Annotated in this window: 12 protein-coding genes and 1 riboswitch; of the genes, 5 read left to right on the forward strand and 7 right to left on the reverse strand. The window is 41.8% G+C overall.

The window, feature by feature from the left end:
* The first annotated feature begins 189 nt into the window (after positions 1-189).
* Positions 190-699 (forward strand): hypothetical protein, encoded by a 510-nt coding sequence (locus FTV11_RS14675; protein ID WP_180074264.1) that lies wholly within the window; start codon positions 190-192, stop codon positions 697-699.
* A 78-nt stretch (positions 700-777) separates the two neighbouring features.
* Here FTV11_RS14675 and FTV11_RS14680 read toward each other — a convergent pair whose 3' ends face one another.
* From FTV11_RS14680 to FTV11_RS14695, 4 genes are all read right to left on the reverse strand, one after another.
* Entirely contained in the window at positions 778-1,149 is a 372-nt protein-coding gene (locus FTV11_RS14680) for an MmcQ/YjbR family DNA-binding protein (RefSeq protein ID WP_218950528.1), read from the reverse strand.
* A gap of 35 nt (positions 1,150-1,184) precedes the next feature.
* Positions 1,185-1,790, reverse strand: coding sequence for a murein L,D-transpeptidase family protein (locus tag FTV11_RS14685; protein ID WP_180074266.1), 606 nt, complete (start codon positions 1,788-1,790; stop codon positions 1,185-1,187).
* A 111-nt stretch (positions 1,791-1,901) separates the two neighbouring features.
* Positions 1,902-3,347: a YdiU family protein gene (locus FTV11_RS14690; RefSeq protein ID WP_168378765.1), complete on the reverse strand. Its 1,446-nt coding sequence runs from the start codon at positions 3,345-3,347 to the stop codon at positions 1,902-1,904.
* A 121-nt stretch (positions 3,348-3,468) separates the two neighbouring features.
* On the reverse strand, positions 3,469-4,629 hold the full coding sequence (locus FTV11_RS14695) for an acyl-CoA desaturase (RefSeq protein ID WP_180074268.1): 1,161 nt from the start codon (positions 4,627-4,629) through the stop codon (positions 3,469-3,471).
* Positions 4,630-4,819: 190 nt separating this feature from the next.
* Between FTV11_RS14695 and FTV11_RS14700 the strand changes: the two genes are divergently transcribed.
* On the forward strand, positions 4,820-5,365 hold the full coding sequence (locus FTV11_RS14700; RefSeq protein WP_180022411.1) for an META domain-containing protein: 546 nt from the start codon (positions 4,820-4,822) through the stop codon (positions 5,363-5,365).
* A 66-nt stretch (positions 5,366-5,431) separates the two neighbouring features.
* Here the strand turns inward: FTV11_RS14700 and FTV11_RS14705 are convergent, their stop codons facing one another.
* The 3 genes from FTV11_RS14705 to FTV11_RS14715 form a co-directional block, all read right to left on the reverse strand.
* Positions 5,432-6,145 carry a glycerophosphodiester phosphodiesterase gene (locus FTV11_RS14705; RefSeq protein ID WP_180009080.1) on the reverse strand — a complete coding sequence of 238 codons (714 nt, stop codon included), beginning with the start codon at positions 6,143-6,145 and terminating at the stop codon, positions 5,432-5,434.
* Between the two features lie 173 nt (positions 6,146-6,318).
* The gene (locus FTV11_RS14710) at positions 6,319-6,903 is read right to left on the reverse strand and encodes a cob(I)yrinic acid a,c-diamide adenosyltransferase (protein WP_180074270.1); all 585 of its coding nucleotides are present in this window, start codon (positions 6,901-6,903) and stop codon (positions 6,319-6,321) included.
* A gap of 47 nt (positions 6,904-6,950) precedes the next feature.
* The gene (locus FTV11_RS14715; RefSeq protein WP_180074272.1) at positions 6,951-8,804 is read right to left on the reverse strand and encodes a TonB-dependent siderophore receptor; all 1,854 of its coding nucleotides are present in this window, start codon (positions 8,802-8,804) and stop codon (positions 6,951-6,953) included.
* Positions 8,805-9,040: 236 nt separating this feature from the next.
* Positions 9,041-9,197, forward strand: a riboswitch (cobalamin riboswitch).
* A gap of 128 nt (positions 9,198-9,325) precedes the next feature.
* Between FTV11_RS14715 and FTV11_RS14720 the strand changes: the two genes are divergently transcribed.
* The 3 genes from FTV11_RS14720 (at position 9,326) to trpB (ending at position 13,205) form a co-directional block, all read left to right on the forward strand.
* A complete protein-coding gene (locus tag FTV11_RS14720) occupies positions 9,326-11,194 on the forward strand; it encodes a TonB-dependent receptor domain-containing protein (RefSeq protein WP_180074274.1) in 1,869 nt (622 codons plus the stop codon).
* A 159-nt stretch (positions 11,195-11,353) separates the two neighbouring features.
* The gene (locus FTV11_RS14725) at positions 11,354-11,995 is read left to right on the forward strand and encodes a phosphoribosylanthranilate isomerase (protein ID WP_180063999.1); all 642 of its coding nucleotides are present in this window, start codon (positions 11,354-11,356) and stop codon (positions 11,993-11,995) included.
* Entirely contained in the window at positions 11,979-13,205 is a 1,227-nt protein-coding gene (gene trpB / locus FTV11_RS14730) for a tryptophan synthase subunit beta (protein ID WP_111885382.1), read from the forward strand. The genes FTV11_RS14725 and trpB overlap by 17 nt, the downstream gene beginning before the upstream one ends.
* Positions 13,206-13,294 lie beyond the last annotated feature (89 nt).

A 13,294-nucleotide genomic window follows, 5' to 3' on the forward strand; every position in this document is an offset into this window, starting at 1 on the left:
GTTGAATTTCTTTGTCAGACATAGTGATCAGCATCTATATTTTATATCCAGTCCATGGTGATAAAAATCATCATAAACCAGACATTTTTATTGGTGAGAATATAGACACTTTAAATGGGTTCTAACATCGGAATCTCGTATAGATTGCAATATGTTAATTTTAGGAAATCTTAATTTTAAAAATTACTTATGTTCAAAGTTTTAATGCTAGTTGTCGCTTTCGTTTCAACTTCTATCAATAATTTATCATATGCAGAGACCAATACATTGAACGCAAATAAAGTTTTAGAGCCATTTATATTTGAAATTGGTTCTAATTTTTCAGATATTCAAAGCAAATTTAGCTTAGAAGTAAGGAATTCAGGAGTAAATTTCATTAAAGAATCAAAATGGTATAAATTAAACACCCCAGTAGGATTTATTTTTCTTCAAGAATGGCAAGGCAAACTTCATTGTATTGCTTATGAGATTGATACAGATAATATAGAAATAAAAAAGGAATTAATTAATTATCTTTTTGAAAAATATAAAAATAATTTTGAATGGATAGGTAGGGTTGATAATGGATTTTATATTTCATATGAATCATCTAATGATTCTATCCAAGGAATTTATGCTTATTCATTAGGAACAACTATTTCTTTTACTAGTAATGAAATTAGAAAAGCTGAAACAAAGATTCGATTTCCAAATCTTTAATTTATGAAACCAGTTGTTGAACATAATGGCGATTACACGAAATTAAAAAAAATAATCTGATCGTAAGGGAAGTGTTATCTAAACACTTCTCAGCAATTCAATCCTCTGCCGTTGTCCTTTCTTTAACTTCGACACCACCAATTCATAAGAATTTAGCACCAAATCTTGCAGCAGTTCTTCTTCCAAGTCTTCATCTGCAAATACAGAAATCCAATGCTGCTTATTCATATGCCAGCCCGCACGAATAAAAGGATAAATATCCTTCAACATCGTGCCATTATCAGGCAGTACTTTTAAATTAACGGCTGCTTTGCCTTCTAAGTGAAAACTCAGCAAAAAAATCTTATCCATCACTTTAAATACATCACAGCCTTCACCAAAAGGCTGGCTGCATGTGGTTTCTGGCAGGGCTAAGGCTGTCTTCGCAGCTACAGCATGTAATGCAATCATAGGGGATACCCAAAAATAAGCCTGAGCGTTAAAGCCTAAGGATGAATATTAATCGCTGTATCATTATTCACCAGTTGCCAAATTTCATCCATATCAATATTGCGCACTGCAATACAGCCCCAAGTCCAATCTTTTTGTGGGAAATACGTCATCAGTTGTGGTGCAGCTTTCATTTGTAAACTGGTCGCCGAACCATGAATCATAATGTCACCACCTGCAGAAACCCCTAGATTTTTAGCCTTCTGTTTATCGGCCGCATTGGGGTAAGAGATATGCAAAGATTTATAAAATGCGCTTTGCGGATTGCGCCAATCTATATGATAAGTTCCTTCTGGCGTCTTGCCATCACCTTCTTGAACTTTATGTCCAAGCGGTTGAAAACCCAGACGCATCGGGTAACGCCGAATGACCTGATCCTGATGTTTTAACTCTAAATAACGCTCAGCTTTATGTACTTGAATACTGTCGATCGGCGTTTCTGTGCGAATTTTTTGAATTTGTGCATCGCTTAATTCAGGTGGAAAGGCTAGTGCATTGGCAGGTGTAGGTAAATATTTTTCAAATTTTTGATAGGCAAAGCAGGCAGCGACAATACAGACGAGGATAGCGAAACTAAAGATCGTGATATTTTTTCTTGTCATTATTTTTTAGAGGATGGACGGCATTACAGTCCATCCATTTCGGTATTGTGGATAATGTCTAAATTATCCACAATTTTGATCCGAGTGAAATGTGGATTTGTGGATAAATGTTTATGAAGAACAGCTCACCATTACTTCAGGCACATCACTTGGCAAGGGGCCTAAATCTTCAGTTTTTTCTAGGTCAGGCTGTTTAGTAAATGGCTGACTGAGCAATGTAAATAAACGTTCTACCTCTGAAAAATCATTGCGTTCAGCTAGCTCAATCGCCTTTTGCGCCATATGGTTGCGCAAAATATATTGCGGATTGGCCTTTGCCATTTCAGCATCTAAAGCATCGGTGTCCTGATGCGCACGGATGCTTTCATAGTGCGCTAAGAAGCTCTCAAATGCATATCGGTCAAGGCAATCATCTTTAATGGCTTCATATTCATGATTTTGCAGATGGATAAAGCTTTGCGTGTAATCCAGTTGCTCACTTTGCAGAATGCGTAAAAAGGCCATGGCGCAGTCGAAGCTGTCTTTATGAAAACTCGGCAGCCCCATTTTTTGGCTTAAGCCCAATTTATAATGTTCCAAGAAGGTCAGTTCAAAATGCTCTAAGCATTTGGCTAGATCTTCTTTCCATTGCTCTTTGTTATAATCTGCAGGGCAGAGCGGCACTAAGTTATTCAGCCATTGCCATAGATTCCAATGTCCGATACTTGGCTGCTGCTGATAGGTATAGCGGCCTTGGTAATCCGAATGGTTGTTAATCCAATTTGGACGGAAACGTTCCATAAAGCCATAAGGGCCGAAGTCCAAAGTTGAACCTGTAATATTCAGATTGTCGGTATTCATCACGCCATGTGCAAAACCAATCAGCTGCCATTTGGCAATCATCACTGCGGTACGCTGAATAACTTGAGTGGCAAAAGCCAAAATGGGCTGTTCGGCATTCAAGCATTCAGGGTAGTGCCACTCAATACATTTTTGCGTGAATTCAGGTAGTAAATCACCCTGATATTGATTGATCCATTCAAAATGTCCCAATCGGATATGACAGTCAGATGTACGCAGCATCATCGCGCCGAGCTCGAGTTTTTCGCGCTGTACACCTTGCTCAGAACTGGTAAAACCCACCGCATTGCTGGATGCCACGCCTAGGTTGTTCAGCGCATGTCCTGCCAAATATTCACGAATGGTCGAGCGCAGCACTGCACGTCCATCGCCCATGCGTGAATAAGGCGTAGAGCCGGCACCTTTAAGGTGCAGGTCAATGGTTTGCCCATGTTTATCGATGATTTGCCCAATCAATAAGCCGCGTCCATCGCCCAATTGGCCGGCCCATTGTCCAAACTGGTGACCTGCATAGACCATGGCCAAAGGTTCAAATTCAGCAAAGGTTTTTTGACCGCTGCAGATTTCAACCCAAGCCTGTTTATCTGTCTCAGACCATTGCAGCTCATCTGCAAGAGCCGCATTAAAATGCCCAGCTTTTGTGCCTTTTAAGGGTACAGGCTGTTGATGGTGGTACAGGCGAGGCGGCAGGGTGTTATAGCGGGCATTGAACTGCATAATGATCTTTAAAAAATTCAAGTTATGTTGGAACTATAGCAAAGACCAGATAGAAAAACTGTAGCTTAAAATCAATAAAGCCTCCACAAGGGAGGCTTTACATTTGAGAGGCTTAAAAGAATTAAGCAGTTTTCTTTTTCAAATTACGCATCAATTGATTCAATGCTTCACGGTGCTGTGACAAACGCTGTTCAACTTGTAGGAATTCAAGTTTGAGTTTGTCATCCATCTGATGAATTTTTTCAGCAACTGCTGTTTTCTTCGCTTGAATTTCCTGCTCTTTTAATTTTGCCCAGTCATTCAAAGTTTGCGAAAACGCATCATATTCTTGAGAAATACGTTGTTTTGCTGTCGTAATATCATCGGTCATATTCAGACCATAGATCGCAAGGTCTTGTTCAGCATATTTGAACTTCATTGCCAACTCAGCTTTTTTAATATTAAAGCTTGGAATACGGCGTAAATTTTTAGCAAGACCTAATTTAGAGCAGCTCCAAATCAACCATTTTGTTGGATCGTATTGCCACCATTTCACACCATTACGGTAGTCGTATTGGAAAATGTGGTGATAGTTATGATAACCCTCACCCCAAGTAGCAATAGCTAGCCAGAAGTTATCACGCGCGGTGTTTTCGTCAGTATACGGACGTTTACCCCACATGTGACACAGTGAGTTAATAAAGAACGTCACATGATGGCTCAAGATTAGACGCATTAAACCGCCCAATAATAGAACGCCCCACATGTCGCCAACAGCCCAACCAATTGGCACTAAAATCGCTGCATGCACAGCAATCACCAGTGGAATGTAGTATTTATCTTGGAACAAAACGACTTTATCTTTTAAAAGATCTGGCGCGTTTTTGTAGTTCGGTTCTGCTGCTGGATAATCACGAAGCATCCACCCGATATGGGCATACCAGAAACCACGATTAATCGAGTATGGATCTTGGTCAATATCGTCTACATGACGGTGATGTGTACGGTGACCTGAAGCCCAGAACAAAATACTGTTCTGAACAGCAAAAGTACCCATGAGCATTAAAATGATTTTTAAAGGCAAGGTTGCTTCATAAGCACGGTGTGCCCATAAGCGGTGATAACCTGCGGTAATACCTAAACTGCTGACACCCAGTAAAACAAACATACTGATCCAAGCAGCGGCACTAAAATCATGATTAATGGCATATAACGGAATTGCAATAACTGCGACAATAGGTAAAAACACCAATGCAAAAATAGCAATCCAGTTCATTGGGGCTTTGGGTAGGGGAGCATTCATCTCCAACAGCACTCCTGAAACCTTGGGAGGTATAGATAGGACTAATCCCATTAATTTTTTAAGGGATTTTAAACGTACAGAATAGTAGCACGGGAAAACCCGTTTTCACCACTGTTATTGTACAGTTGTATTGTACTAAACAGTAACATAATACGACTGAAGTTATTTGACTTTTTGTGGGGTAAAAAAGATGCTAAAAAAACAGCAAAATCGTCAAAATAATCCGCAGCTTTTGGTCAAACACTGTATCTGGGGCGGCTTTCTGATCAGTTGTCTGGGACTCATGGCCTGTCAAAGTTCTCCGACGCAGAAGGTGACTACAAAGTCACAAGGGAAATCACAGGAAAAGTCACATGGCAACAGCGTTGAGCAGCCATTAAAAGTCATTCGCGTAAATGATGGGATACAAGATATTCCATGGACGATTGTGCAAATTGCAGGGCAAAAAGCCAAGTTCTTTCATCATCAACCTTATCTTCAGTTCAATTCGCAATTTCGACAAATTCAGGGAAATACGGGATGTAACACTATCAGTGGCACTTATGTGATTGATACCTTAAAACACAGCATTGATCTGAATGCCCGAGCAGGTTATTTCAGCTGTGATTCGGCTTTGGCTCAAGAGGCTGAACTTTTAGATGCCTTGCAAGCCGCAACACAATTCCAAATAAAAGGGAAACACATGACGATGCAAAACAGTCGGGGACAAACTGTATTGGTTTTGGAAAGAAAATAGACCGATTGAAATATCGACGTGTTGATCGAGAAGTGAATTACACAAATCTAGGTGAATAAAGCAGCATTAAAAATGCTGCATCATTAATTTAGGATAGTCGGTAATTAAGCCGTTAATGCCCCAATCTTTAAGCTGTTTAGCACGATCAACGTCGTTGACAGTCCATACGCTCACATTTAATTTTGCCTGCTGCGTGGCCTGAATAATGTCTGAATTGGCTAGTTGGTTCATCCAACCGATTTGGATACAACCTAATTCAAGTGCTTGTTCAATCGCTTTAAATTTTACGTCTGTTTCAACCAAAAGCCCGCGTTTGAAGCCGGATTTTTTTTGTTGCAAAGCAAGATGAATTTTAGGGTCAAAACTGGTGATCACCGCGGAATGTTCGAAACCTTGGAGCTGTTGTTCCAAGGTTTCAGTCAGCGCTTCAGCTTCAGTCTGTGTCTTCACTGCTTTCACTTCGACTTCAATATGATCGAAGTTATGAATAATTTTGAGCGTTTGTTCGAGCAGTGGCGTCGGCTCAACTTTATTCCATTCTGACCATGTCACTGCATGGTTATACGGTTCTAGTTCAGAACTTTCGCATTCATAAAGATACTTATCTTGGCCGGTGGTACGGATGAATTGATCGTCATGCATAATCACTAGGGCACGATCTTTCAGTTGCCGAACGTCAAATTCGACAGCACGAATCCCTAAATCTTGAATATATTGAAAACCGCCAAGGGTGTTTTCAGGTGCTTCGCCACGAGCGCCACGGTGTCCGATTATGCGCATATAGGGCCTGCAAAGTTGAAAGATAAAAGCATAGTGTCCTGTAAGCATGACAGGGAGATGACACTATTATTTTGAGCCGATCATTCTGAATTACAAGAATGATCGGACGAAATGTTTCGATTTATTTCAATGTAAAATAGACTTTTGATTGGTCAAAGGATTTGAACCAAAACTTATTGATCAATCGTGTCGTTAATATTTTTCTGCCACAGCACCTCAGAACCACCTTCAGCACGTTGTAATGTACGCGATGCGACAAATAACCAGTCTGAAAGGCGGTTCAAAAGCTGTAATGACGGTGCTTGAATGTTCTGGTCGCGGTTATGTACAGCCATTAAACGGCGTTCTGCACGTCGGCAAATTGCACGAGCTTGATGGGCAAAGCTGCACACCAATGTTCCTGATGGCAGGATAAAGTCTTTGAGCATTGGCAGCGCTTCATTCATACGGTCAATGTCATTTTCCAAAAACTCAATTGACACAGGTTGTACCAAGTTGAAGTTTGGAATGCAGACTTCACCGCCAAGGTCGAATAACCAATGCTGAATCAGGCTGAGGGATTTATCCCAAGTCGCTTTGTCTTCAATACTGCTAAGTGCGATGTGCGAACGCAGAATACCAATGCTTGAATTGAGTTCATCGACATCTCCTAAGGCTTCAATGCGTAAATCATCCTTTGCTACACGTGATCCGTCACCAAGACCTGTTGTGCCTGAATCGCCTGTGCGGGTATAAATTTTACTTAAACGGTGGCCCATTTTAATTGTCCATTTTTTGATTAAAAGTTGAATAAATCAGTGTGAAATTAATATCTAACTGTGATGCCAAAGGAAGCCAAACGGCCGCCATTTAAATAGAATTTGCCGTCGAAATTGCCAGCAGAAGCCGTTTTATATTGAACATCGCCGACATTTTGAATATTGGCAAAGAAGCGCAGTTGCTCGTTGGGTTGGTAATAACTATTGAAATCAATCTGAGCATGTCCAGGGATCACATCCTCATCATAATTACTGCTGTCTGAATGGCTGTTCGCACTCAGTGTTGTTGACAGCCCATAATGTTCATCAGCCCAACCAGCTGACAATGCCAGTTTTTGACGTGGGCGGCGGCTCAAATCCAAACCTGTTTTATCATTTTTTGCTTGATTGTAGCTATAACTGGCCTTTGTAAAAAATGCCTCATTGCTCCAATTCACATAGACTTCTGAACCTTGAATGGTCACTGCATCAATATTGGCAAACTTCCAGTTATTGTTGGGATCAGAATCAATAAGGTTATCAATTTCAGTTCTGTAGATAGACAAACCAGTTTTTAGTTGTGGTGTCATTTGTAGGTCTAGCCCAATTTCATAGGATTGACTTTCTTCGGGTTTTAAGTCAGGGTTTGCATAGTCGCCATAATATAAGTCGTTCATGGTTGGCGCTTTAAATGCTGTACCAATATTGGCATAGCTACTAAACAACGGCGTGAAAAAATAACGCGCAGCAACTTGTCCGACCGTGTGTTGACCATATTTTTCATGGTCTTCACGACGAATACCCGCTTGAGTTTTTAATTTATCAGTTTGATATTGGTGCTGTAGATAATAACCCGTACTGTTTAAGTCTTGATGAAAAGACTCTGCAGTTTTTAGCGTTGATGTTTCTAGCTGCCGATGGGTGATGCCTGCAATGATGTTCTGAGACGGCGTCATTTGCTGTTTTGCGGTCAGTTCATATTCAGTGGATTCATAATGGGTCTGTTCAAAGATTTTGAGCTGTTCCAACTCATCTTTAAAATAAGACACGCGAGCATTCAGGGTCAGCTGATCTGTGGGGTTGAAGTGTGACTTCAGGGTTGCAATTTGATTTTTAAAATCTTGCGACTTTTGCTCATATTGCAGTGAATTCCAGCTGTATTGCTCATATTGAGCATTACCTTGGTTTTCAGAATAATCCAATGAAGTGCCAAAGCGTGTTTCTTCATAGCCAAATTTGGTAGACACGCCTTTTTGATTAAAGCTAGAAGCTCTGGCATTTTCATGTTCATGAATCAATGTGCCGTCGGTTTCTAAACGCTGTCCACGAATTTGCGCATAAAAACCTTGCTTGGCTAGGTCTACCCCGACAGTACTTTTATAGGTTTGATTTCCACCTATTTCAGCGCTGATAAAAGCTGCATTTTTTTCAGGGGTTTTGCTAATGATTTGTACCACACCACCAATGGCATTGGTGCCATAAAGGACAGATGCTGGGCCTTTTAAAACCTCAATCTGCTTAATGTCTGTGGTATCTATAAAATTATTTGGCGCTAAACCGCTGGCATCATTATTTAAACGGACACCGTCACGCAATACCAAAGTGTGGTCTGACTCTGTGCCACGTAAAAAAAATGAAGCTTGTTGTCCATAGCCACCCAGCTGCACCATATTGATAGAAGCATCACTCATTAATAAATGTGGAAATGATGCAATTGGTGATTGATCTATGAGCGACTCATCAATAATGGAAATACGTGCTGGCACATTTTCTAATTTTTCTTGTGAGCGTGTTGCAGTCACCACAATGGTATCCATTGTTGGTTGAGCAATGCGCGATTCATTTGCAAAACAAGATGTAGAAAAAGCCCAAGCGGCAGCAATGCCTGTAGCGAGTGCTGTAGGGCGAGCTAAAGTTGACATGCGATGCTCCATACATTTACCCCACGTAAATGATTGAGTGATAGAACACAGTGAGCAGGTATCGGACTGGCAAATTTACTTTTGCGCACCGTTGCGGGGGCAGTGTTGTGGAAACTTCCCATGCCAACTGTTGTGAATGGCTTAAGTATAGTGAACTCCGATTATTCGAACAATCGAAACTATGGGGTATTTGAAGATAGGTACATATACAGCTTGACTTGCTGTGGAGCAGAAATTAATCTGCCTGCGCTTCAGGTGCTTTCTTAATTGAGAAGTGAAACTGGGAAGTCAGTCCAGCAGTATAGAGCTGTTGTTATCTGACACTGCCCCCGCAACGGTGAATCGTTATTCATAACGTAAGTCCGGAGACCGGCCTGATGCAGACCTATTCATAATGCGGCGGGCGTTATAGCGGGATTGCATGCTTTTGTCTGAAAAATGGCAAGCCTTGTCTTACCCCAAAACCGCCTCGCGTTATCCAACTTTTATTTCGCACGGGCGGTGCGATCGGGGAATACAGCATGCATTCTTTCTCTAAGACTCTTATCGGGTCGCTTTTTGTTTTATCTCCACTTTCTGCGGCCATGGCAGAAGACCAAGTTCATCAACTTCCAGTCATTACCAACACCGTTGCCAATATTGTTGAGCAAGACTCACAAAAAACTTTGGCAGCAGTGACCGTGATTAGCCGTGAAGAAATTGAACGTAAGCAATTTAATTCATTACAAGACTTATTACGTACTGTGCCGGGCGTCACGTATAGCAATACTGGCGGTTTAGGTAAAGTTACCAGTGTTTCAATTCGCGGTACGGGTAATCGCCATGCATTGGTCTTGGTGGATGGTCAAAAGGTAGGTTCAGCAACGCTTGGTGAAACGGCTTTTGAACACTTCCCAATTGATCAGATTGAGCGTGTCGAAGTTCTGCGTGGTCCGCGTTCTAGCTTGTATGGTTCAGAAGCGATTGGCGGTGTAATTCAAATCTTTACCCGTAAAGGCACGCAAAACGGCATAAAGCCATTTGCATCTTTTACCTATGGTTCGCATGAAACGTATCAAGGGAATGTTGGTTTAAATATTCGCCAAAATGATACTTGGGCAACACTGAATGTTGCAGGAACAAAAACTCAAGGCATTGATGCGACAAATATTGCGGAGCCTTATGACCTTGATAAAGATGGCTATGAAAACAAGTCAGCATCTTTACGTATGGGGCATAAATTCAATGATCAGTTTGATATTGATGCAAGTGTTTTAGTTGTTGATGGTGAAAATGAATATGATAATAGGGATGACTGGGGTTCTCCTTATATTGATGCAAAAAATGTGCATAGTAAAATCGAGCAAAATGTTTACAGCATTGGTGCTACCTACAAGCCATTTGATGTGTGGACTACAGGATTAAAGTTAGGTCGCTCTGAAGACAAGTTAGATAGCCGAGATGGCTATCCATCAGTGATCAACACTCAGCGGGACAGCTTATCTTGGCTGAATACATTGAACTTTAATCAGCAAAATACATTGATGCTTGGCTTTGATTATCAGAATGATGAAGTCTCAGGTACTAAAGCTTATGCTGTTAAAGAGCGTGATAACAAAGCTTATTTTGCGCAATATCTAGGTTCATTTGGTAACTTCGATGTGCAAGGTGCAGTCCGTCAGGAAGATAACGAGCAGTTTGGTAATCATACGACTGGAAGCGCAACTTTAGGATATCGCTTCAATGATGCCATACAAACTTATGTCAGCTATGGCACCGCATTCAAAGCCCCAACATTCAACGATTTGTATTGGCCAGGAAGTGAAAGCCCGACATTGGTTCCAGAGGAATCTGAAAACTATGAAGTTGGTTTCAAGGGCGTGGTCAGCAATGTTCAATGGGAGCTAAACGCTTTCCATAATGAAATTGAAAACATGATCGCATGGGCACCAAATGCATCGGGGAACTATGTTCCAAGCAATATAGATAAAGCCAAAATTAAAGGCGCTGAACTATCACTTACTCAGCAGTTGAATAATTTTCTTTGGAATATCAATTATACCTATCAAGAGCCTGAAAATGAGACAGCAGGGTCCCATGGCAAGCAGTTGGTCTTAAAGCCAAAGCAAATCTTTAATGCATCAGCTGATTATACGATGGATAAATGGACTGTCGGCGCTTCAGTTCATGCCGAAGATAAGCGTTATACCAATGCTGCAAATACTGATGAGTTGGGTTCTTTTGCCACAGTAGATACGCGAGTAACTTATCAAGCAACGCCTGAATTCAGTGTTCAAGCCAAGCTTGCCAATATGTTTGATAAAGAATATTCGACCAACTACAGCAATAGCACTTTATTTAATCAAGACGGCCGCACAGCTTGGATAACCTTACGTTATGCGATGAAATAATTCATTAAAATTTCAAAAGGCCCTGATCATTCAGGGCTTTTTATTTTTGCGCAGTAATCATGCTGAAAATCCACGCAATGCATGAAAATTGCATTACAATGATTCGCCTTTATATTCATAGATAGGCTATGAATAGGGCGGAGTCAGAGCCAAAACAACATGCGAACCCGTGCCAAAATCTGCGGAATTACACGTACTCAAGATATTCAGTCTGTCGTCCAAGCTGGTGCAGATGCGATAGGATTTGTATTCTTTGCGCCCAGCCCGCGCAGTGTAACGGCAGTGCAGGCCGCTAAACTGATTCAGCATGTGCCGCCGTACGTGCAGACCGTGGGTTTATTTGTGAATGCGTCGGCTGTGGACATACAGGCTATTTTAAAAATTTCACCTGTAGACATACTGCAGTTTCATGGCGATGAAAGCCCTGAACAGTGCCAAACGATTGCGAAGTCCGTTGGACGCCGTTGGTATAAAGCCATTCAAATGAAACCTGAATTGGATGTGATTGCAGAAATCCAAGCTTTTCAGCAGGCAGGGGCAAGCGCCGTACTGTTAGATGCATGGCATCCTGAGCTGAAAGGCGGTACAGGGCATAGCTTTGACTGGGCACAGTTCCCAAAACTCGATATTCCTTTAATTTTGGCGGGCGGTTTAAAGCCTGACAATATTGAAGAAGCGATTCAAACCACTGGCGCTTACGCCGTAGATGTGAGCGGTGGTGTAGAATCGGCAAAAGGTATTAAAGACCAACAACTCATAGAACGCTTTATGCAAGGAGTCCATCGTGGATCAGCAAAATAAGATTGACTATACCCAATTCCCTGACGCACAAGGGCATTTTGGTATTCATGGCGGGCGTTTTGTGTCAGAAACTCTTATGGCAGCACTTGAGGACTTAGAAAAACTCTATTTCCGTATGAAAGATGATGCACAGTTTTTGGCAGAATTCGACCGTGACTTGGCGTATTACGTCGGTCGTCCAAGTCCTTTGTATTATGCTGAGCGATGGTCGAAAGAGTTGGGTGGTGCGCAAATTTACTTAAAACGTGAAGACCTGAACCATACAGGTTCACATAAAGTGAATAACACCATTGGTCAGGCTTTGCTGGCTAAGCTTTCAGGTAAAAAACGTATTATTGCCGAAACAGGTGCAGGTCAGCACGGTGTAGCAACGGCAACGATTGCAGCACGTTTAGGCCTTGAATGCGTGGTGTTCATGGGTGCAGAAGACGTAAAACGTCAAGCGATGAACGTGTACCGTATGCGTTTACTCGGTGCGACTGTTGTGCCTGTAGAAAGCGGTTCAAAAACATTGAAAGATGCTATGAACGAAGCGATGCGTGACTGGGTCACAAACGTAGATTCTACTTATTACGTGATTGGTACCGTTGCAGGTCCGCATCCGTATCCGCAATTGGTTCGTGATTTCCAATCGATTATTGGTCGTGAAGCGCGTAAACAAATTCAGGAACAAGCTGGCCGTTTACCAGATGCGCTTGTTGCATGTGTAGGCGGCGGTTCAAATGCAATGGGCTTATTCTATCCATTCTTAAATGATGAAGATGTGAAAATGTACGGTGTTGAAGCTGCAGGCTACGGCATTGAAACGGGCAAGCATTCTGCACCATTAAACGCAGGTCATGTCGGTGTACTTCACGGTAACCGTACGTACTTGATGTCGGATGATCAAGGTCAAATCATTGAAACACATTCAATCTCTGCAGGTTTGGATTACCCAGGTGTAGGCCCTGAGCACAGTTTCCTCAAAGATATGCACCGTGTGAACTATGTGCCAATCAATGACACTGAAGCGCTACAAGGCTTCCGTGATTTAACCCAAATTGAAGGTATTATCCCTGCATTGGAAAGCTCACATGCCATGGCTTATGTGACGAAACTTGCGCCGACCATGGACAAAGACCAAATTATTATTGCGACTGTATCAGGCCGTGGTGATAAAGACTTAATGACCGTTGCCCGCATTGATGGCGTGGAAATGGTTGAGATGTAAATTCCTTTAAGCCCTCTCCTTTAAGGAGAGGGTTTGGGAGAGGTTATATATTCTGAAATATCAAATCGCGCAGAAGTAATTCCGCGCGA

Origin of the sequence: Acinetobacter sp. YH12231, from assembly GCF_013417755.1 — a bacterium.
Taxonomy (GTDB): Bacteria; Pseudomonadota; Gammaproteobacteria; order Pseudomonadales; family Moraxellaceae; genus Acinetobacter; species Acinetobacter amyesii.

Bases quoted from the DNA above. Each gene is read 5' to 3' on its own strand.
- FTV11_RS14675 (WP_180074264.1), top strand. From the start codon at position 190: ATGTTCAAAGTTTTAATGCTAGTTGTCGCTTTCGTTTCAACTTCTATC.
- FTV11_RS14680 (WP_218950528.1), bottom strand. From the start codon at position 1,149: ATGATTGCATTACATGCTGTAGCTGCGAAGACAGCCTTAGCCCTGCCA.
- FTV11_RS14685 (WP_180074266.1), bottom strand. From the start codon at position 1,790: ATGACAAGAAAAAATATCACGATCTTTAGTTTCGCTATCCTCGTCTGT.
- FTV11_RS14690 (WP_168378765.1), bottom strand. From the start codon at position 3,347: ATGCAGTTCAATGCCCGCTATAACACCCTGCCGCCTCGCCTGTACCAC.
- FTV11_RS14695 (WP_180074268.1), bottom strand. From the start codon at position 4,629: ATGAATGCTCCCCTACCCAAAGCCCCAATGAACTGGATTGCTATTTTT.
- FTV11_RS14700 (WP_180022411.1), top strand. From the start codon at position 4,820: ATGCTAAAAAAACAGCAAAATCGTCAAAATAATCCGCAGCTTTTGGTC.
- FTV11_RS14705 (WP_180009080.1), bottom strand. From the start codon at position 6,145: ATGCGCATAATCGGACACCGTGGCGCTCGTGGCGAAGCACCTGAAAAC.
- FTV11_RS14710 (WP_180074270.1), bottom strand. From the start codon at position 6,903: ATGGGCCACCGTTTAAGTAAAATTTATACCCGCACAGGCGATTCAGGC.
- FTV11_RS14715 (WP_180074272.1), bottom strand. From the start codon at position 8,804: ATGTCAACTTTAGCTCGCCCTACAGCACTCGCTACAGGCATTGCTGCC.
- FTV11_RS14720 (WP_180074274.1), top strand. From the start codon at position 9,326: ATGCATTCTTTCTCTAAGACTCTTATCGGGTCGCTTTTTGTTTTATCT.
- FTV11_RS14725 (WP_180063999.1), top strand. From the start codon at position 11,354: ATGCGAACCCGTGCCAAAATCTGCGGAATTACACGTACTCAAGATATT.